17 protein-coding genes and 1 pseudogene are annotated in these 20,622 nt (G+C 58.6%); 3 read left to right on the top strand and 15 right to left on the bottom strand.

What is annotated here, in order from left to right:
- Window positions 1-15 precede the first annotated feature (15 nt).
- The 4 genes from rmf to NUW46_RS02515 form a co-directional block, all read right to left on the bottom strand.
- The gene (gene rmf, locus NUW46_RS02530) at window positions 16-231 is read right to left on the bottom strand and encodes a ribosome modulation factor (RefSeq protein WP_069184711.1); all 216 of its coding nucleotides are present in this window, start codon (window positions 229-231) and stop codon (window positions 16-18) included.
- Window positions 232-352: 121 nt separating this feature from the next.
- A complete protein-coding gene (gene gshA / locus NUW46_RS02525; RefSeq protein ID WP_153634838.1) occupies window positions 353-1,906 on the bottom strand; it encodes a glutamate--cysteine ligase in 1,554 nt (517 codons plus the stop codon).
- A gap of 66 nt (window positions 1,907-1,972) precedes the next feature.
- Window positions 1,973-4,312, bottom strand: coding sequence for a Tex family protein (locus NUW46_RS02520; protein ID WP_418141313.1), 2,340 nt, complete (start codon window positions 4,310-4,312; stop codon window positions 1,973-1,975).
- A gap of 49 nt (window positions 4,313-4,361) precedes the next feature.
- Window positions 4,362-6,098, bottom strand: coding sequence for an EAL domain-containing protein (locus NUW46_RS02515; RefSeq protein ID WP_418141312.1), 1,737 nt, complete (start codon window positions 6,096-6,098; stop codon window positions 4,362-4,364).
- 143 nt (window positions 6,099-6,241) lie between these two features.
- Here NUW46_RS02515 and rep point away from each other — a divergent pair, with 143 nt between their 5' ends.
- A complete protein-coding gene (rep, locus tag NUW46_RS02510) occupies window positions 6,242-8,260 on the top strand; it encodes a DNA helicase Rep (RefSeq protein ID WP_136631235.1) in 2,019 nt (672 codons plus the stop codon).
- Window positions 8,261-8,338: 78 nt separating this feature from the next.
- On the opposite strand, the gene NUW46_RS02505 is transcribed toward rep, so the two are convergent.
- On the bottom strand, window positions 8,339-8,752 hold the full coding sequence (locus tag NUW46_RS02505) for a c-type cytochrome (protein ID WP_069184706.1): 414 nt from the start codon (window positions 8,750-8,752) through the stop codon (window positions 8,339-8,341).
- 202 nt (window positions 8,753-8,954) lie between these two features.
- Between NUW46_RS02505 and NUW46_RS02500 the strand changes: the two genes are divergently transcribed.
- The gene (locus NUW46_RS02500; protein ID WP_069184705.1) at window positions 8,955-9,293 is read left to right on the top strand and encodes a hypothetical protein; all 339 of its coding nucleotides are present in this window, start codon (window positions 8,955-8,957) and stop codon (window positions 9,291-9,293) included.
- Between the two features lie 11 nt (window positions 9,294-9,304).
- On the top strand, window positions 9,305-10,429 hold the full coding sequence (locus tag NUW46_RS02495; RefSeq protein WP_418141311.1) for a phospholipase A: 1,125 nt from the start codon (window positions 9,305-9,307) through the stop codon (window positions 10,427-10,429).
- A 38-nt stretch (window positions 10,430-10,467) separates the two neighbouring features.
- Here the strand turns inward: NUW46_RS02495 and NUW46_RS02490 are convergent, their stop codons facing one another.
- From NUW46_RS02490 to NUW46_RS02445, 10 genes and pseudogenes are all read right to left on the bottom strand, one after another.
- On the bottom strand, window positions 10,468-11,826 hold the full coding sequence (locus NUW46_RS02490) for a phosphomannomutase (RefSeq protein ID WP_418141310.1): 1,359 nt from the start codon (window positions 11,824-11,826) through the stop codon (window positions 10,468-10,470).
- 9 nt (window positions 11,827-11,835) lie between these two features.
- The gene (bfr, locus tag NUW46_RS02485) at window positions 11,836-12,312 is read right to left on the bottom strand and encodes a bacterioferritin (protein ID WP_136630861.1); all 477 of its coding nucleotides are present in this window, start codon (window positions 12,310-12,312) and stop codon (window positions 11,836-11,838) included.
- Between the two features lie 89 nt (window positions 12,313-12,401).
- Window positions 12,402-12,608: a bacterioferritin-associated ferredoxin gene (locus NUW46_RS02480; RefSeq protein ID WP_153634833.1), complete on the bottom strand. Its 207-nt coding sequence runs from the start codon at window positions 12,606-12,608 to the stop codon at window positions 12,402-12,404.
- Between the two features lie 111 nt (window positions 12,609-12,719).
- Entirely contained in the window at window positions 12,720-14,003 is a 1,284-nt protein-coding gene (gene pepQ / locus NUW46_RS02475; protein ID WP_418141309.1) for a Xaa-Pro dipeptidase, read from the bottom strand.
- Window positions 13,996-14,910 (bottom strand): LysR family transcriptional regulator, encoded by a 915-nt coding sequence (locus tag NUW46_RS02470; RefSeq protein WP_418141308.1) that lies wholly within the window; start codon window positions 14,908-14,910, stop codon window positions 13,996-13,998. The genes pepQ and NUW46_RS02470 overlap by 8 nt, the downstream gene beginning before the upstream one ends.
- Before the next feature lie 75 nt (window positions 14,911-14,985).
- Window positions 14,986-15,997: pseudogene (locus NUW46_RS02465) on the bottom strand (ABC transporter ATP-binding protein).
- On the bottom strand, window positions 15,994-16,992 hold the full coding sequence (locus NUW46_RS02460) for an ABC transporter ATP-binding protein (RefSeq protein ID WP_418141307.1): 999 nt from the start codon (window positions 16,990-16,992) through the stop codon (window positions 15,994-15,996). Before NUW46_RS02460 ends, NUW46_RS02465 begins: the two are co-directional and overlap by 4 nt.
- Window positions 16,993-16,996: 4 nt before the next feature.
- Window positions 16,997-17,929, bottom strand: a complete 933-nt coding sequence (locus NUW46_RS02455) for an ABC transporter permease (RefSeq protein ID WP_014575818.1) — start codon at window positions 17,927-17,929, stop codon at window positions 16,997-16,999.
- Window positions 17,926-18,975, bottom strand: coding sequence for an ABC transporter permease (locus tag NUW46_RS02450; protein ID WP_418141306.1), 1,050 nt, complete (start codon window positions 18,973-18,975; stop codon window positions 17,926-17,928). Before NUW46_RS02450 ends, NUW46_RS02455 begins: the two co-directional genes overlap by 4 nt.
- Before the next feature lie 77 nt (window positions 18,976-19,052).
- A complete protein-coding gene (locus NUW46_RS02445) occupies window positions 19,053-20,615 on the bottom strand; it encodes an ABC transporter substrate-binding protein (protein WP_418141305.1) in 1,563 nt (520 codons plus the stop codon).
- Between the last annotated feature and the right edge of the window lie 7 nt (window positions 20,616-20,622).

The following is a 20,622-nucleotide window of genomic DNA, read 5'->3' as shown; positions in this document are numbered from 1 at the left end:
GGCCCGGCCAGTGAATCAGGCGATCCGTGAAAACAGATCGTCTGCCTGGTCCCGGTCATCCCGGGCCACCTGATCGGCATCGTCCCAGCCGGCTTCCCAGGCGGCGATGACAACTTCACCCCGATAGGGGCAGCGGGCTTTATCCATGCCCATGGTCGCAGCCATGTAGCCCTGACGGTAAGCCTTGTTGAGCGCTTCCACATCCCAGCCGAGTTTGATATCCCTTGCCATAGCTGCTTCCCCCGATCCTGATGTTACAAAAATTAACAGCCGGATCGGGAGGAGACAAATCTTTGTTCAGTTTCTGTGCGTCAGGTCCGCAGACTTGTGAGACGGCGCACCAACTCACTGCTCAGGAACGCAGGTACTGTTCCAGAAACTCGCTGAACGGCAGGGTATCGGCACGCTCCATCTGCGCCTGCTCGGCCAGAGACTCCGCCGTCATGGCCTCAAAGGCCTGGCGCACACTGGCATCCAGGCCTTCCTGCCTGAGGGTTTGCTGATGCTGCTGGGCCATTTCCATGCCCCACTCCCGGTGGCCCAGGCCTGAGGAGCGCATGGCGTCCAGAACCCGGGCAGAGGGTACCGTCCATTCACCGCTCAAGGTCTCGCGCTGGGCAGCCAGTGCGCGACGGTAGGTGTCATCCCCCCGCCAGCTATCCAGCAACTCGGCCAGTGGTTCCAGTTGTGCCAGAATGTCGGTAGCAGCGTCTGCCACCGGGGTACGTGATCCACCACGGCAAAGCTTCAATTCCCGGTAACGGCCGCTGGCCACCACATCCTTGTAATTGTCATCAAGACGCTCGCACTCTTCATCGCCGATACGGGGCGAGTCTGACAGCAGGCAATCAAGGAGGAACAGATCGAGGAAATCGATCTGGGCCTCGTTCACGCCCACCGGTGAGAAAGGATCGAGGTCCAGACACCGTACCTCGATATATTCCACACCCCGGGCTTCCAGGGCCTGGATGGGTTTTTCTTCCCGCTGCGTGGTGCGTTTGGGGCGCACGGCGCTGTAATACTCGTTTTCGATCTGCAGGACACTGGTGTTGATCTGGATGAACTGATCGCCCCGGCGAGTGCCGATGGCTTCATAGGCCGGCCAGGTGGTGTGGATAGCACGGTCCAGAGTCTGGGTATAGGTGCTCAGTTCATTGAAACAGATATTCAGTGAGGCCTGGGCATTGTTGTGGTAGCCCAGATCGCCCATTCGCAGGGAGGTAGCGTGCTCACCGTACCAGGTGCGTTGGTCAAATCGCGAGAGATCATGGTTTACGCCGGCAACAAAGCTGGCATCCAGGGCTGGCGAGGCACCGAACAACAACATCAGCAGCCAGCTACGGCGGCGGAAGTTGCGGATGAGCCAGAAATACTGGTCTGACTTGAAGTCTTTCAGGCTTTGTTCGTTGCCCAGCAACTCCTGCCACTTCTGCCAGAAACTGTCTGGCAGCGACAGGTTGTAGTGGGCGCCGGCGATGCTCTGCATCATCCGCCCATACCTTACCGCCAGCCCCTGCCGGTAAACGTGCTTGAGCTGGCCAATGTTGGAACTGCCGTATTCGGCGATGGGGATACTCGGATCGCCATCCAGTTCACAGGGCATGCTCGCTGCCCAGAAGACCTCATCACCGAGGTTCTGCTGCACGAAGGTGTGGATGTCACGCAGCGACTTCAGCATACCCCCGGTGCTGTTGAACACAGGCGTGATCAGCTCCAGCAGGGCCTCGGAATAATCGGTGGTAATTCTCGGGTGGGTGAGCGCCGACCCCAGGGCCTCGGGATGCGGGGTCTGGGCGATGAAGCCATTGCGATCCACCCGCAGCCCTTCTTTTTCGACACCCTTGAGAAAACCATCCCAGTCGCTGGCAGCGAACTGACGAAATACGGAATGGCGGGATTCAGCCATGGTCGACTCCTGCTGCGGCCGGCTTGCTCTTCTGAACAACCGGCCGATGAAAAGATTGTAAACCCGTCAGCTGTCCTTGCGCGCCGAGGCAAGCGCCTGGGCCAGCGCGCCAGCCATGGCGCCCTGCGGGGATTTCTGAACGGAACCGCCACTGTTGGCGTTCCGATTACCGCCTTTACGGCTGGCCCCAGAGCGATTGGAGGCCATTGGCTTGCCCTCGTTCTTCTCGCCGGGCTGGTCATCCATGCGCATGGTCAGGGCAATTCGTTTGCGCGGGATATCCACATCCATCACCTTGACCTTGACGATATCCCCGGCCTTGACCACTTCGCGCGGATCTTTGACAAACGTGTGTGACAGCGCGGAGATATGCACGAGTCCGTCCTGGTGCACGCCAATGTCCACGAACGCGCCAAAATTGGTAACGTTGGTCACCGAGCCTTCCAACACCATGCCCGGCTTGAGATCACTCAGGGTCTCAACCCCTTCCTCAAAGCTGGCAAAGCGGAATTCAGGGCGAGGATCCCGCCCCGGCTTCTCCAGTTCCGAGATAATGTCCTTGATAGTCGGCAAACCGAACTGTTCTGTTACGTAATCCTGGGGATTCAGACCACGCAGGAAGGCAGAATCGCCGATAATATCGTCCACCTTGCGGCCATTCTTCTTCGCGATGGCCTCGACCACTCCATAGGCTTCGGGATGAACCGACGACCGGTCCAGGGGATTCTCGCCGCCGGCAATACGCAGAAAGCCCGCCGCCTGCTCGAACGTGCGGCCACCCAGCCGGGTAACCTTGAGCAGCTGTTTCCGGTTACGGAACATGCCGTTCTGATTGCGGAACTCGATGATGTTCTGGGCGATGGTCTGGTTCAGGCCCGAGACCCGTGCCAGCAATGGCGCTGAGGCGGTATTCAGGTCCACGCCCACGCCGTTTACACAGTCTTCCACCACGGCGTCGAGACTGCGGGACAGCTGCACCTGGGAGACATCGTGCTGGTACTGCCCCACCCCGATGGATTTGGGCTCGATTTTTACCAGCTCTGCCAGCGGATCCTGCAACCGGCGGGCAATGGATACCGCGCCACGGATGGTGACATCCAGATCAGGCAGTTCTTTAGAGGCGAACTCGGACGCCGAGTAAACCGACGCGCCGGACTCACTGACCACAATCCGTGCCAGCTTCAATTCGGGATAACGCTTGCTGAGATCGGCGACCAGCTTCTCAGTCTCCCGGGAAGCAGTGCCGTTGCCAATGGCCACCAGCTCGATCTTGTACTCCCGACACCAGGCCGCGAGTTGCTCGATGGAACGGTCCCACTGGTTCTGTGGCGCGTGGGGGAAAATGGCGCCGTGGCCGGCCACCTGGCCGGTGCCATCAATAACAGCCACCTTCACCCCGGTACGCAACCCGGGGTCCAGGCCAAGGGTCGGGCGCGGGCCAGCCGGCGCCAGCAGCAGAAGATCCTTGAGGTTAGCGGCAAAGACGTTGATGGCTTCGGTTTCGGCGGCCTCTCGCACCTGCGCCATGAGATCGGTTTCAATCTGTGTGGAAAGCTTCACCCGCCAGGTCCAGCGAACGACTTCTGAAAGCCATTTATCGGCGGCGCGACCGTTGTCACGAATGTTCCAGCGGGCGGCAATACGCTGCTCGGCCGGATGGGGTGCGCGGCGGTCGTCATCGGTATCGCCGACCACGATGGTGTAGCCGAGAACGCCTTCGTTCCGGCCCCGAAGGATGGCCAGAGCGCGGTGGGACGGAACCTTTTTCAGGGGCTCGACATGATCGAAGTAATCCCGGAACTTGGCGCCCTCGTTCTCCTTGCCTTCCACCACGGTCACTTTCAGCTGGCCTTCCTGCCAGATAAAGTCCCGCAGGCTGCCCAACAGCTCGGCATCCTCGGCAAAGCGCTCCATAAGTATATAGCGCGCGCCATCCAGAGCGGCCTTGGTGTCTTCCACACCGGCTTCTTTATTCAGGTAGCCCTGGGCCGTCGTTTCAGGATCCAGAGTCGGATCGTCGTAGAGCGCATCAGCCAGCGGTTCCAGACCCGCCTCCCGGGCAATCTGGGCCTTGGTCCGGCGCTTGGGCTTATAGGGCAGGTAAAGATCTTCCAGACGGTTCTTGGTGTCGGCCTCCTGGATGGTGGCCTTGAGTTCGTCGGTCAGCTTCCCCTGCTCCTCGATGCTCTTGAGGATGGTGGCACGACGGTCTTCCAGTTCCCGCAGATAGCGCAGACGTTCTTCCAGGTTCCTCAGCTGGCTGTCATCCAGTGAGCCTGTGATCTCTTTCCGGTAGCGGGCGATAAACGGAACGGTCGCGCCCTCGTCGAGCAGTTCGACGGTGGCATTAACCTGCTGCTCGCGGACACCGAGTTCCTCGGCGATGCGCCTGGAGATACTGTTCATGCAACCTCTGTCTGATGCTTTGCCAATAAACCAGCAAAGGTACAGCGGCTTACTGCTGCAGGCAAGCGGCCTGGCCCCGCTTGTTCAGGAATTGCACAAGATCGGCCCAGGGCATGGGCCGGGCGTAGTAATAGCCCTGGATTTCATCGCAATGCTGCTGGCGAAGGAACTCCAACTGGCCTTCGGTTTCAACACCCTCGGCCACCACGCTGATCTGCAGACTGTGGGCCAGACTAATGATGGCCCGGATGATGTGTTCAGCGTCTGCCGAGTTACCCAGCTCCTGCACAAACGACTTGTCGATTTTCACCAGGGAAATTGGCAAGTGCTGAAGATTGCTCAGGGAGGAAAAACCGGTTCCAAAGTCGTCAAGGGCAAAACTGATACCCAGCTGATTCAACTCCCGCAGGCAGCGCTGGGCGTACTCCGGATCGTGCATCATGGCGCTCTCCGTCAGCTCCAGTTCCAGCAGGCTGGTATCCACGTTGGCATTGAAGATGATGCGGAAAATGGTCTCGGTCATCTTGCGGTCGTGGAACTGCCGGAACGACAGATTGACGGCGAACACCAGGCCCGGGAAGCCCATCTCGGCCGACTCCTGCAGACGCTTGCAGGCCTGTTCGATCACCCAGTAACCGATGGGCACGATCAGCCCGCTGCGCTCGGCCACCGGAATGAATTCGTCCGGCCCTACCAGCCCCCGCTCCGGATGATTCCAGCGCAGCAGGCATTCCACACCCCGGACTTCCTCTGTGGCCAGGTCGATCCTCGGCTGGTAGTACAGCTCCAGCTCCTTGCCTCGTAAAGCATTGCGAAGATCTGCTTCCAGGCGGAGCTGGTAACCGGCGGAAATGTGCAATTGGCGGTCGTAGAAGCGGTAGCTGGTGCCCGGGTCGCGCTTGGCTTCGAACATGGCACGGTTGGCCCGACGCAACAGGTTCTCGGCGGTGTCGCCGGCTTCCGGGTAGGTTGCTACGCCAAGGCTGGCAATGACCACCACCGTCTGGCCGTCTATGGTAACCGGCTCATCAAGGGCGTTCACCACCTTGCGGATGATCTGGGTGATATCCAGGGAGTCCTCAACCTTCTCGACAATGATTGCGAGCTCGTCGCCGCCGATTCGCATCAGCGAATCCACGCGCCGCAGCGAATGACGAAGCCGTTCTGCCAGCTTCATCATCAACTGGTCACTTTTTTGATAGCCAAACGATTCGTTGATGCTGCGGAAGTCATCAATGTTGAGGTGCAGCAAAGCCAGCCGATGGCCTGCCCGCTCGGCCCGCAGCAAGGCCTGCTGAAGGCGATCGAAGAACAGATCCCGATTGATGAAACCGGTGGCCACCTCACGGCCCAGTTGTCCGTGGGCAGATTCGGATAACTGATCGCGGTACCAGAGGCATTTCAGGGCCCGACGGAAATTCCAGTGGTCCAGATTCTGGCGGCAAAGGTAATCGGCGGCGCCGGCAGCAAGCAATTCGGGCGCCCGCTCCCCGGGAGGCTCGGCACTCAGGGCCAGTACGGGCTTTTCATTGCTGGCGACCGCCAGGTACTGCAGGAAGGAGGCCTCAGACCCACTGTGGAACACGCAATCCCAGACGATAACATCAAAACTGGCGTTGCGGATCAGATCATCGCAATCCACCAGATCCGGGCACCAGGTTGCGTCCGCACTGATTTCGACGTCGCCCGCCAGAAGAGCATTCAGCCAGAGAAAATCAGAATAATCTGGTGTCAGAACCAACAGGCGCAACTGTCCGGGCCTCATGGTTTCCAGTGGCAATGTCATCAAGCAGGATCCATTTATGCGTGAACAACCGAGTCCATTCTATTAATCATAGTCTATAGATCACCAAGGTACAGGAACTCTGAGTGGTGTAGAATAAGGCCACGTCCTTTATCCCCATTTAGTTCCATTCTGGCCATGTATTTGTGAACAAGCTCAACCCGAGACAAAGCGAAGCAGTGCGCTATGCCGATGGCCCCATGCTGGTGCTGGCCGGCGCAGGCAGCGGCAAGACCAGTGTGATCACCCGCAAGATCGCCTACCTGATCGAGCAGCTCGGAATTCCGGGGCGTCATATTGCCGCAGTCACCTTCACCAACAAGGCCGCCCGGGAGATGAAGGAGCGGGTTGGCCGGATCGTTGACCGAAAGCTGACCCGGGGTCTGATTGTATCCACTTTTCACAATCTTGGCCTCAACATGATCCGGGAGGAGCACACGCACCTCGGCTACCACCCCGGCTTTTCCATCTTCGACGCCGAAGATGCCAAGGCCCTGTTACAGGATCTGATGCTCCGGGAGGCCAGTGCCGAGGCCGGCGACGAGCTCAACGACATCCAGATGACCATCTCATCCTGGAAGAATGCCATGCGCGGCCCGGCAGAGGCCCTTAGCAAGGCTGCCGATGAGCGGGAACAGCGTATCGCCATAATCTACAAGAAATACAACGAATACCTGAAAGCCTACAACGCAGTGGACTTCGACGACCTTATCCTGCTGCCGGTAATGCTGTTCCGCTCACACCCGGACGTGCTGGCCAAGTGGCGCCGGAAAATCCGCTACATGTTGGTGGATGAATACCAGGACACGAACGTCTGCCAGTACGAACTGGTCAAACTCCTCGTAGCCGAGCGGGCCGCGTTTACCGTGGTGGGCGACGACGACCAGTCAATCTACGCGTGGCGTGGTGCCCGACCGGAAAACCTGGCCCAGCTCAAAGAAGACTTTCCAAGCCTCAAAATCGTCAAATTGGAGCAGAATTACCGGTCCACCGCACGAATCCTTCGCAGTGCCAACACGGTGATCGCCAACAACCCCCACGTGTTCGAGAAAGCACTGTGGAGTGATCACACCATCGGCGAAGAAATCCGAATTGTCCGGTGCCGCAACGAGGACGCGGAAACCGACCGGGTCGCCACGGAAATTCTCGACCAGAAGCTCAAGAAAGGCCTCGATTTCCGGGACTTCGCTGTGCTGTACCGCGGCAACCACCAGGCGCGACTGCTGGAAATGAAATTGCAGGCTTACCAGATTCCCTATCGGATCTCAGGCGGCCAGTCGTTTTTCTCGAAGAACGAGATCAAGGATGCCATGTCTTACCTGCGTCTGCTGATCAACCCGGATGACGATGCGGCGTTCCTGCGAGTGGTCAACGTGCCGCGAAGGGAAATCGGTCCGCGCACCCTGGAACAGCTCAGCCACTACGCCCGCTCACGCAACGTGAGCCTGTTCAAGGCTCTGGGCGACATGGGGGCAGAAACCCATGTGACGGAAAAGGGGCTGGATCGGCTCCGGCGCTTTGCCCACTGGGTGGATGCCACCTGCGAGCGACTGCACAGCGAGAACCCGGTTCCCGTCATCAAGCAGTTGTTCACGGACATCGAATACGAAGAGTGGCTGCATCAGCATTCCGGGACACCCAAGCAGGCCGAGCGCCGGATGGAAAACATCTGGTACCTGGTGGAATCCATCCAGCGCATGCTTGATGACGGTAAGGGAACCGCCGACGAACTGGGTATCGAAGATGCCATTACCAAACTGATCCTGAGGGACATGATGGAGCAGCGGGAGGAAGAGGACGACAGCGACAAGGTCCAGCTGCTTACCCTGCACGCCTCCAAGGGCCTGGAGTTCCCGCACGTCTTCATCATGGGGCTTGAAGAAGAAATCCTGCCGCACCGCAGCAGCATCGAGGAAGGCAACATCGAGGAGGAGCGGCGACTGATGTACGTGGGCATTACCCGCGCCCGGGAGACATTGACGCTGACCTATGCGGCCACCCGGAAGCAGTACGGCGAAAAGCTGGAAACCATTCCGAGCCGATTCCTGGATGAACTGCCCGAAGAAGACCTGAAGTGGGAAGGCATGGGTGACCTGGATGCGGAGGCGAACCAGAAAAAAGGTAAGGCGACCCTCAGCGCCCTGTTGGGTGACCTGGGCCTCTAGTTTCTATCCAGATGCCCGGATACCCAGATGCAAAAAAGCCCCTTTACGGGGCTTTTTCAACAAACAAAACCGCGGTGCTTACTGGCTTTGCTCGACAAGGTGTTCAACGGCTGCCTGAATTTCTTCGTCTGGGCAGCTGGCACAGCCGCCTTTCGCCGGCATGGCATTAAAACCATTGATCGCGTGACTCACCAGGGTTTCCAGACCCTTGTCGATACGGGGAGCCCAGGCATCGGCATCACCGATCACAGGCGCACCAGCGGCGCCGGTAGTGTGACAGGCCATGCACACAGCATCATACACTTCGCTGCCGGAGCGAGGGCCAGAGCTGGCAGTTTCGGTGGCCGCCGCAGCCTCGCCACATTCTTCACCCTGCAGACATACTTCACCGACCGGGCTGATACGTGCGCGGATTTCATCTTCGACGCTTGCCATTACGGCGCTAGCTGTCAGGCCTGCAACGACCAATACAGCAGCCAGGACTCTCTTCATCTTCACAATGCACCTCGCATTTGAGCGTTATAATCTTCGGTCGCCGCATTATAGCGACTGAAACCTGGCAAAAAAACCAAACAGCAAAATCATAAATTGATTTCAACCATTTTAATTGCGATTTCGTAAGTCTGGGGGTGTTTCGCGAGCAATCCGGTTACCATGGTGTTCGCCGACGTTCTACCATCCAGGACCTGTTTTCATGACCAATACGGAACCGACTTCGCCCCACCCCTTACGCAAACCACTGCTGATCGCCGAATTCACGGCGCTGGCGGTTTTACTTGGATCCATGGGGTGGTTTTCCAGCCAGACCAGTAGCGGCCAGACAATCAGCGCCGCCTGGCTGCTCATCCCGGCCTTTGCCAGTCTGGGGGTTTTCATAAGCTTTATCGGTCTGATGTACCTTCGTTGGGTTGCCTCGGCAGACAGTGGCAACCGGTTCAGGCACAAGCTTGTTTTCTCGCTTCTGGCCGTCACCCTGATCGGCGTCTGGATCTACGGCATTGCCAACACCTGGTTCAGCCTGACTGCCAGCTAGGAGACCGCCCCATGACACCCGCCTACCTGTTGACGCGATCGTCGGCTTTCATTGCTCTCGCATTGCTGTCAGCGCCCACTATCGTACAGGCGCAGACTGAAGAGAGACCCTCGATTGACTCACCGGAGCAATGCGCGCTGATTGACGACGGAATCAAGCGCCTGGCCTGCTTTGACAGCCTCTACAAGCCAAAGGAGCGTCAGGCCCAGGCCCCCGAAAGCGCCAAAGAGCAGGCCGAGAAAAGTGCAGAGCAACTGGCACCGAATGGCGAAGATCTCGATGCCGTAGCCGGCAATGGGCTGGAAGGCGATTCCGATGCGGGCGTCATGGCGGCCCTGGTGGACCGATATGTGGCGGCTGAAAAGGCCGTATTTTCGTTCTCTGGCAGTTTTGTGGGCCACCGTCCCACCTATATCCTGCCCGTAAGCTGGGTGAAAGATCTGAACGAATCCCCTTCCAGCCCCAGGCTGGGGTCCATCGGCTATGACTATGATCTGGAACGGGAAGAAGCCAAGTACCAGATCAGCTTCAAGGTGCCGCTGCTGACGGGCATTCTGGATGACCGTACAACGCTCTGGTTCGGCTATACCCAGACCTCGTTCTGGCAGGTATATAACCAGGATGATTCGGCGCCATTCCGGGAGACCAATTACGAGCCAGAGATATTCGCCCGATACCAGACTGACTGGGATATTGGACCGGGCCGGCTCAATGGCGTGACCCTGGGATTCAACCACCAGTCAAACGGCCAGTCAGAGCCGCGCTCCCGGAGCTGGAACCGCATTATGGGGTCTGCCGCCTACAGCTATGATCGATGGCTGTTTATGGTTCAGCCCTGGTACCGGATTCCGGAGAACAGCGAAGACGACAACGCCGATATCGAACGTTATCTGGGGTATGCGAATTACTACGCGGTGTACAAGCTGACCGAAGATCGCACGTTTTCGTTGCGGCTGATGAATAACCTGAGATCGGAGAACAACAAGACGTCGGTGGAGTTCGGGTACAGCTTTCCGATGGGGGATACGATTAAAGGGTTTTTCCAGTACTACAACGGGTATGGTGAGAGCCTGATTGACTATAACCATCGAATTCAGCGGTTTGGTATCGGGATTATGCTGAACGACTGGCTCTGACCGTTTCGGTGTAGTGAGGGACAGAGCCAGCCGCTGAGTTAACCTTCTTTGTTCAGCCGATCCATCTCGGCCAGCAATTCTTCGGTTTTCTCTTCCATCAAGGGGATATCCGCCCGCGACTCCACGTTCAAACGCACAACCGGCTCGGTATTGGACATCCGGAGGTTGAAGCGCCAGTCATCGAATTCGATGCTTACGCCGTCCACGTGGCTGACGCTTTTGGCGCCAACGCTGTATTTGGCTTCAATCGCAGCGATGACTTTGGGGGGATCGGCGATGGTGCGGTTGATTTCGCCGCTGGCCGGGTAGGCTTCGATTCGGGCATCAATCAGCGACGACAATGTCTGGCCTGATTGGCAGAGGCGTTCGGCAACCAGCAACCAGGGGATCATTCCGCTGTCGCAGTAGGCGAAGTCGCGGAAGTAGTGGTGGGCGCTCATTTCGCCGCCGTAGACCGCGTCCTCGTCACGCATTCTCTGCTTGATGAAGGCGTGGCCGGTTTTGCTTTCGATGGCTTCACCCCCTGCGGCTTTCACCAGATCCAGGGTGTTCCAGGTCAGGCGGGGGTCGTGTATGACTTTGCCGCCGCCGGTTTTGTGCAGGAACTGGTCGGCCAGCAGGCCGACGATGTAGTAGCCCTCGATAAAGCGGCCGTTTTCGTCGAAGAAGAAGCAGCGGTCGTAGTCGCCGTCCCAGGCGATGCCCATGGCGGCACCTTCTGCGATAACGGCGTCGGCCGTGGCCGCCCTGTTCTCCGGGAGGATCGGATTAGGTACGCCGTTCGGGAAATGGCCGTCTGGCTGATGGTGCACTTTGACGAATTCAAAAGGCAGGTGCTGTTCGAGTTCGTCGATAACCAGGCCGGCACCGCCATTACCGGCGTTGCAGACAATGGTCAGCGGGCTGAGAGAACCGGCATCGATGTACCCCAGCAGGTGATCAACGTAGGCGCTCATCACTTCCAGGGGCTCGTACCGCCCCTGCTCTGCAGCATCAGCAAAAGGTTCCAGCACCCGATCTCGGATCTCATTCAGCCCATTATCGGAACTGATGGGCCGGGATTCGGGGCCGACCATTTTCATGCCGTTGTGATCTTTGGGGTTGTGGCTGGCGGTCACCATGATACCGCCGTCCATCCTGTAGTGGCTGGTGGCGAAATACACCTGTTCGGTGCCGCACAGGCCGATATCGAACACATCCGCCCCCGCGGCCATCAAGCCGGAGCTGAGCGCTTCGGCAATGTCCGGGCTTGAGAGACGAATGTCGTAGCCGACGATCACTTTCTTCGCGCCGGTTATCTCCACGTAGGCGCGGCCAATTTTCTCAGCCAGGATCGGGTTCAGTTGATCCGGCACCCGGCCTCGCAGGTCGTAGGCCTTGAAACATGACAAGTCCATTGTCTGGCGTTACTCCGCGGCGGATGATTGAAGCTGGATGTAGTTCTGGACGCCCATCTGGGAAATCATTTCCAGCTGGGTTTCCAGCCAGTCAATGTGTTCTTCTTCGCTATCGAGAATGCTCCGGAACAGCTCACGGCTGGTAAAGTCCTGAACTTCCTCGCAATAGAGGATCGCTTCTTTCAGATCGCTGTGAGCAATTTCTTCCAGCTTCAGATCGCAGGAGATCATTTCCTCGACGTTCTCGCCGATTAACAGCTTGTTGAGATCCTGGAGATTGGGCAGGCCTTCGAGAAACAGGATCCGCTCAATGAGCAGGTCTGCATGCTTCATTTCGTCGATGGACTCTTCGTATTCCTTGGCGGCCAGCTTGGTAATGCCCCAATCCTTGTACATGCGGGAATGGAGAAAGTACTGGTTGATCGCGGTCAGCTCGTTGCCGAGGACCTTGTTCAAATGCTGGATGACCTTTTTATCGCCTTTCATGATAGGGCTCCCTGATGGCCGAATGTGTCAGCCTCTTAGGATAGCCCCTTATCGGACAAGAGAAAAATAGAACCGGACAATCGTACCGGTCAGGCAGGCTGGGCGAGCATATTGGCCATGGCCATGTAGTCGGGCGTGCGGCTCTCGCGCAAGATTTCGCGGGCGGTGCAGGCACAGCGTCCACACTGGGTGCCAACACCCAGCTCTTTGCCAAGCTGACGCATGGATGACACGCCGTTATCGGCAGCTTCGCGAATTTCCCGGTCGGTTACGCCGTGGCAAAGGCAAACGTACATAGCAGTGAATCACCAATGACAATAAAAGTTAGTGATAATTATTGTCATTGGCATCTCGAAATGCAAGCCTTCTGGCTTAATTTTGTGCAACTTTTTGTGTTGCGAGACTCATTAACCTCGGGTCAAATTCCGCGAGCCGTTTTCGGTGACCACCACATTGTCTTCGATACGAATGCCCCCGCAGCCCCTCAACCGGCTAATCAACTCGCGGTTCAGGTACTGCCCCAACTCCCCTTCCAGCAAGGGATCCATCAGGGAAGGAATAAAATAGAGACCCGGTTCGATGGTGACCACCATACCGGGTTCCAGCCTGCGGGTGAGACGGAGAAACGGCGCGTCTTGCGGAGGCGGCGCTGGCTTTCCAGCCACGTCGTGAACCTGGACGCCCAGGAAGTGACCGATGCCGTGGGGGAAGAACACACGGGTGATGCCCTTTTCGACGATGGCATCATCGTCCAGGCCAGACACCAGACCGGTGGCCGACAGCAGGGCGGCAAGCCCCTGATGCGCCTTGCGATGGATGTCGATGTAGTCCACCCCGGGCGCGACCATGTCGCAGAGCCTGACCTGGAGTCGGTCGAGACCATGGATCAGCGCCGCAAAGTGTGACTCCTGCGGGCCTGCCGTGGTGCGGGTGATGTCGGAGCAGTAGCCCCGAAAACGGACGCCAGCATCGATCAGCAGGCTGCGGGGCTGCCCCGGGGGCTGCGTATCGTAATACTGGTAGTGCAACGTCCCTGCGTGCTCGTCCAGCCCGATAATGCTGTGATACGGCGCTTCGGCTTCCCGCTGACCGGTTGCCTTCTGGTAGGCCAGGTTGATGCCGAACTCGCTTTCACCGGCCAGGAACGCCTCCCTGGCGGCGGCATGGCCTTCCAGAGCCAGACTGTTGGCCTGCGCCAGACACTCGATTTCATATTGAGTCTTGCGCACCCGGGTTTCGTCCAGTTCCCGGAGCAGATCGTCCGGGTTTGTGTCTCCGGGAATATTACTGATCAGTGCGGGGTCGCCGATCACCGCCAGGCTGTCGGGATCATCCAACAACGGCGCCTCGGGTGAATCGCTGCTGCGAACCTCGATAAACTGCTGCCAGGGTTCTTCCGCCAAAGGCGAATTGGCGTGCCAGAAATCCACCGGCTCATACAGCCACAGCACGGGTTTGTGCCCCGCCCGAATCCAGAGCCAGCAATGTTCGCGACCGGCCAGCCCGGTCCACTGAAGGAACGGACCGTAACCCTGAAAATGCCACGCCTGGTCATCACCATAGTGGTATGGCGCGGCGCCGGATGAGATGAGCAGGCTGTCGTAACCATGCTCCGCCAGCGCCGATTCGTATCGGGCCTGCAGTTCTTTCAGGTGATCGATCTGCAGGTGCAACAGGGCATCATCAGGCATAGCCATCTTCCAGTGTTTTCCAGAGGGTTAACAGATCCTCCGAGCGGGTATCCCGGAGACGGATCAGGCGGATTTCCAGGGGCACGTCCCAGCTCTCATCACCAGCACGCACCAGACTGCCGAATTGTTCGCTTTTTTCGGTCATGCGCCGGGGCAGCCACCCCATGCCGAAACCCTGTTTGACCAGCGCCTTGATACTGGCCGACTGGGTATTCTCATTGAGTGGCAACAGGTTGGCGCTTAGCCTGCTGCGAACAAGATGGCCTTCAATCGCCGATTGCAGGAAACCACGACTGTGGTAGGCAATCAGCGGTACCGGTTGTTCAGCACTGCCCGGCAGGGCAAACCGGGGATGCCCCTGATCGTCAGAAACGCTGACCGGGACCAGGTGTTCGCGAGCCAGCACCAGCCAATCGTAACTGTCGGCGGTCAGCCTGCCGCCCCAGGGTAGATCCGGGTGCCAGTAACACAGCACCAGGTCACACTCGCCACTGTCCAGCGCTTCCAGGAACTGCTCCCCCACCCAACTGGTAGCGTTCAGGTTTAGCTGCAGACGTTCAGCGATGCCGGCGTCCTGGGCCCAGCCCTGGTAGAAGTGCGAGAACAGGCCCTGGGTGGAGCCCACACTGATCCTGGCAGACACCTCGGCTTCAAGGGCGGTAATGCGATCACGGGTATCCCGAACATCCCGGGTAATCCGCTCACACAGTTCCCGGAAGATCTCGCCGGCAGGCGTCAATGAGAGGGGCAGCGTCTGACGATTGATCAGCGTGCTTCCCATTGCCTCTTCCAAAAGTTTGATCCGTCGGCTGAACGTAGGCTGGCTCACGTGCTGCAATTCAGCAGCACGTGAGAAATGGCGCGTTCGGGCCAGCGCCAGAAAATCTTCCAACCAGCGTACTTCCATGGAGTCCCCTGAGGGTATGTCGTTGTATCGATGCGAGTTCTGCTGCTGGCATCATAGCCTATCGCAGCGGCGCCGTTACAACCGGCCCTCTTCCACCGCGTGGCAGGCAACCTGGGTACCGCCATCCGTGGTGATCAGCTGCGGGATTTCCTGCCGGCATCGCTCGTTGGCATAGGGGCAGCGCCCATGGAACACGCAGCCCGACGGCAGATTCACGGGAGTGGGCACTTCCCCTTTCAGCCGGATGTGGTTGGGACGGTCGTCCTCCAGTTTCGGAATCGCAGAAAGCAGCGCTTGAGTGTATGGATGCCGGGGGGGCGGAGAACAGCGTTTTTGTATCCGCCAGCTCACAGACTCTTCCCAGGTACATCACCGCCACCCGCGTGCCAAAATGCTCCACCACCGCCAGATCGTGGGTAATAAACAGATAGGTCAGCCCGCGGCTTTCCTGAGCATCCATGAGCAGGTTCAGCACCTGAGCCTGAATCGACACGTCCAGGGCCGAGATCGGCTCGTCCGCCACGATAAATTCCGGATCCACCGCCAGGGCACGGGCAATGGCGATCCGCTGGCGCTGGCCGCCGGAGAATTCGTGGCCGAAGCGGCTGCCCCAGTCCGGATCAATGCCCACCGAATGCATCACCTCGTGGATCTTGTCCCGCACCTGCACCGGCGACCAGTCCGGATGGTGAAACCGGATCGGCTCCTCCAGGGTCTGCTGGATGGTCATACGCGGGTTGAGTGAAGCGTAGGGGTTCTGGAAGATCATCTGCATCTTGCGACGGTAGGGCAGAGAATCCTTGCGCTCCAGGTTGTCGATGCGCTGGCCGTCGTAGTGGATCTCGCCGGCGCTGGGCGAGAGCAGGCCCATGACAGTTCGCGCCACGGTGGATTTGCCACAACCGGATTCGCCCACCACGCACAGGGCTTCGCCCTTCTGCACTTCCAGATCGACGCCGTTGATGGCATGGACCGCTTCCTGTTTGCGGCGGAAACGGCCACCCTCGAAGGTGATCTGCTCCAGCAGGCTGCCGGAGAGGTCAAAGCGTTTCTCAAGACCGCGGATACTTACCAACGGGGAGGTCATGATTCGGCCTCCTGCATGCGTTTCTCCTGCTCAATCAGGTTGGCGACTTCGTAACAGGCCACATTCACATTGCCAGAGCGGACATACTCGGGCATCGCCTGCTTGCACTGTTCGGTAGCGAACTTGCAGCGGGGATGGAACGGGCAGCCCGAGGGCACGTTCTTCAGGGACGGCATGGAACCGGGAATCTGGAACAGCCGTTCGCCGGGCTCGCCCATCTGGGGCAACGCGTTGATCAGCCCCTGGGTGTACGGGTGCCGGGCATCATTGATGATTTCCCGGGTTGGCCCCTGCTCTATAATCCGGCCGGAGTACATGACCAGCATCCGCTGGGTCACCTGGGAGACCACCCCCAGATCGTGGGTGATCAACATCAGCGCCACATTCTCCTGCTCGCACAGGTTCAGCAGCAGGTCCATGATTTCCGCCTGGATGGTCACATCCAGGGCCGTTGTCGGCTCATCGGCGATGATGATTTCCGGGTCCAGCAGCAGAGCGATGGCAATGATCACCCGCTGGCGCATACCTCCGGACAATTCATGGGGGTACTGATCCAGACGCTTCTCCGGCGACGGAATCTGCACTTTTTGCAACCGGTCCAGCGCAATGGCGCGGGCTTCTTTTTTACTGATCTTCCGGTGGGCCAGGATAGCCTCGACCATCTGGGTGCCAATGGTGAGCACCGGGTTCAGGGTCATCATCGGGTCCTGGAAGATCATGGCAATGCGGTTACCACGGATTTTCCGCAGTTCCCGCTCGCTCATGGCCGCCAGATCCTTGCCCTCGAACAGGATCTGCCCGCCGGCGATGTAGCCCGGCTTGGCAATCAGGTTGAGAATCGAGAACGCCGCCACCGACTTACCGGCACCGGATTCACCAACCAGGCCCAAGCGCTCACCCTTGTCGAGGGTAAAACTGATTCCCCGCAGCGCGGTCAGATCACCACCACGGACAGCAAAGCGCACATCCAGATCTTTAACTTCCAACAGTGCCATGGTGTTACCCCTTGTACAGCCGTGGGTTCATCACATCCCGCAACCAGTCACCCAACAGGTTGATGACCAGAACGAGCACCACCAGCACCAGGCCCGGGATCAGTGTGATCCACCAGGAACCGCTCTGGATGTAGTCAAACCCGGACTTGATCAGCGACCCCAGGGACGGCTGGGTCTCCGGCATACCAAGGCCCAGGAACGACAGCGCCGCCTCGGAAATGATCGCGTTGGCAATCTGGACCGTGGCAATAACGAAGATCGGTGACAGGGTGTTGGGCAGGATATGCCGGAACATGATCCGACGTGTCCCGAAGCCCATCACCTTGGCCGCATCCACATACTCTTTTTTCTTCTCCGCCAGCACCGAGGCGCGAACGGTCCGCGCAATCTGCGGCCACTCGGCGACACCGATGATGAAGATCAGCATATAGATGGCGATCTCACCGAACATCAGGTTGCCGAAGCTCGCCTTGAACACGGCGCCTACGATAATGGCCACCATCAGCGTGGAGAATGACAGCTGAACATCGGCAATGCGCATCAGCACCGCATCCACCTTGCCACCCAGGTAGCCCGCCAGCAGGCCAAAGAGAATGCCCAGAAACGCCTGCAGAACCACTGCCCCGAAGCCGATCATCAGGGACACCCGGGTTCCGTACAGAATAGTGGACAGCAGATCCCGGCCCTGAGCGTCGGTGCCCAGGGGGAAGGCCGGATCAGCTCCGCTCATGCCCACCGGCGGCAGCTCGGAATTCATGATATTGATCTGCGCCAGATCGTAGGGATCGGCGGGTGCCAGCAGGGGCGCAAACACCGCCGCCAGCACCATCAGCAGCAACACGGCGAAGCTGACAATGGCCACCTTGTCGCGCTTGAAGCTGTACCAGAAGAAGGACTCGCGGAAGCGGTCCCAGCGGGAAACCGTTGCCGTTGTCATGCTTTCTTTCCTGTCAGTTTGACGGTGGGATTCACCAGTCCGTAGATCAGATCCACCAGAGTATTGGTAATCACGAAGATCAGGCCCACCACCATCAGGTAAGCCACGATCAGCGGGATGTCGCTGCGGGTAATGGCTTCCAGGAACATCAGGCCCACGCCCGGCCACTGGAACACGGTTTCCGTGAGGATGGTGTAAGCCACCATTATGCCGATCTGCACACCGCCGACGGTGATCACCGGCAGCATGGTGTTCTTGAGTGCATGCAGGAAGTTGATGCGGCCGGCACTGAGGCCTTTGGCCCGAGCGTAGCGGACGTAGTCGCTCTGCAACACTTCCATCATCTCGGCCCGGATCAGCCGGATAAACAGCGGCAGCATGATCGAGGCCAGCGACACCGATGGCAGGATAAGGTGCATCAGGCCACCGCTTGAGAAAAAGCCGGATTCCCAGGTGCCGAACAGGTGCGTCAGCTCATCACCACGACCATAGGAAGGCAACCCGCCTTCGGTGGAAAAGAACTCGTTCAGCCACTGGCCCCAGCCGGTGTCCGACGGAAACCAGTTCACCGTCACACCAATGGAGAACAGCTGAATCAGCACAATGGCCGTCAGGAACACCGGGATGGAAATACCCACGGTACTGACGCCCATAAAGAATTTGGATAACCACGCCTGGGGCCGGATCGCGGCATAGACACCGATCGGCACAGAGAGAAACACAATAATCAGGCTGGCACCGATGACCAGTTCCAGTGTTGCCGGCAGGTGCTCGGCAATCACTTCCAGGGTCGGTTTGCTGTAGAAGTAGGAGTTGCCCAGGTCACCCTGCAGCGCATTGCCCGCAAAACGCAGGTACTGCACCACCATCGGGTCATTTAGGCCAAGCTCGTCTCGAATGGCTTCCCGCTCCTCCTCGGAGACGGACATCCCCACCATTTCCTGAAGCGGGTCCCCGAGGCCATCCTGAATGGCAAAGGCAATCACACTGATCACAAACATGACCAGAAACGCCTGGGAAATCCGCTGAACCAAAAACGCTAACATGGAAAGCTTCCGGATAAGGCTTGCAAACAAAAGGCCGGCACCGGATCACTCCAGCACCGGCCTGCCGTTAAAGGCGATTACTCGATAACCAGGTCACCCAGGTACGGGAAGTTCATGACGTTGAGCACCGGCTCAATCTTCACGTTCTTCTTCGAGGCCCAGGCCAGGTCCTGCCAGTGCAGCGGAACGAAGGCGGCGTCGTCATACAGACGCTGCTCCACTTCCTGCAACATGGCCGCGCGCTTGTCCAGGTCGGTCTCGACGTTGGCCTTCTGTACCAGGGCGTCGATTTCCGGGTTGCAGTAGTTGCCGGCGTTGTACTGGCCAGCGCCGCTGTCGGCATCCGGGCAGAAGGTCAGGAACTCGTAGAAGTTGGCGGAGTCCTCGGTATCCGCATGCCAGCCGATCATCATCATGTCCGCCGCACGGTTGTCGTACTCCGGCCAGTACTGGGCCTTCGGCAGGGTTTTCAGGTCCACCTTGATGTTGATGCGCGCCAGCATGGCGGCCACTGCCTGGGCGATCTTGTCGTCGTTCACGTAGCGGTTGTTCGGCGCCATCATGGTGATGGTGAAGCCATCCTCATAACCGGCTTCCTTCATCAGTTGCTGGGCCTTGGCCACATCAAAACGCGGTTTCAGGGACTCGTTATAACCCTGGTAGCCTTCTGGGGACATCTGGGCGGCCGGGGTTGCGAAACCCTTCATGATCTTGGCTGCAATGCCTTCCTGATTGACCGCATAGGCGATTGCCTGGCGAACCTTCGGGTTCTTGAAGGCTTCCACACGCTCCTGGTTCATGTGGAACAGGATGATGCGGGTACCGCTCATAGTGACCAGGTTGGCGTTCTTGTCGTTGCGGATACGCTCCAGATCATTGGGCGGAACCGGCGCGATGAAGTCGACGCCACCAGACAGCAGGGCAGAAACGCGGGTGTTGTTCTCCTTGATCGGAGTCAGCACGATCTTGCCGACGTTACCCGGAGACTCGGTATCCCAGTAGTCGTCAAAGCGTTCGAACTCGACGCGCACACCCTGCTTGCGCTCAGTCACGGTATACGGACCGGTACCCGACAGATTCTCGGACGCGAAGGAGTTGCCATGCTTGAGGATGGCACTCTTGTCCTTGCCGTCTTCGGTCTGGCCGGTGTAGAACTCGCTGTCGAACGGGAAAATATAGGTGGCGGTATTCAGCAGCAGCGGATACGGCTCGCTGGTCACCAGCTCGAAGGTGTGATCATCGATGATGTTAATGCTGCTGAAAGGCTTGAAGATGGCCTTGAAATCCTGGCTCTGCTTCAGGCGATCGAAGGTGAACTTCACATCGGCGGTCGTCAGCTCGTTGCCGGAATGGAACTTAACGCCCTCACGCAGTTTGAAGCGCATGGTGTTTTCGTCAATCCGCTCCCAGCTCTCTGCCAGTCGCGGCTCAAAGCCAAGATCCTTGGTCCAGCGCAGCAGCGGATCGAAGGTCATATGGGACAGTTGAAGGATGCCGCCAGACAGCTGCTCATGAATATCGAGGGTCACGGGGTCGGCGTCGTACGCCATCTTCAGTTCCTTGGTCGCCTCGGCAGAGAGGGCTACCGGTGCCGATGCCAGGGCCATGGAACCGACAAATGCTGCAATCAGTTTTTTCATCGCGTTT

The sequence above is a fragment of the Marinobacter sp. MA genome (assembly GCF_048298425.1).
Taxonomy (GTDB): Bacteria; Pseudomonadota; Gammaproteobacteria; order Pseudomonadales; family Oleiphilaceae; genus Marinobacter; species Marinobacter salsuginis.
This window is presented reverse-complemented; position numbering and strand designations above follow the sequence as displayed.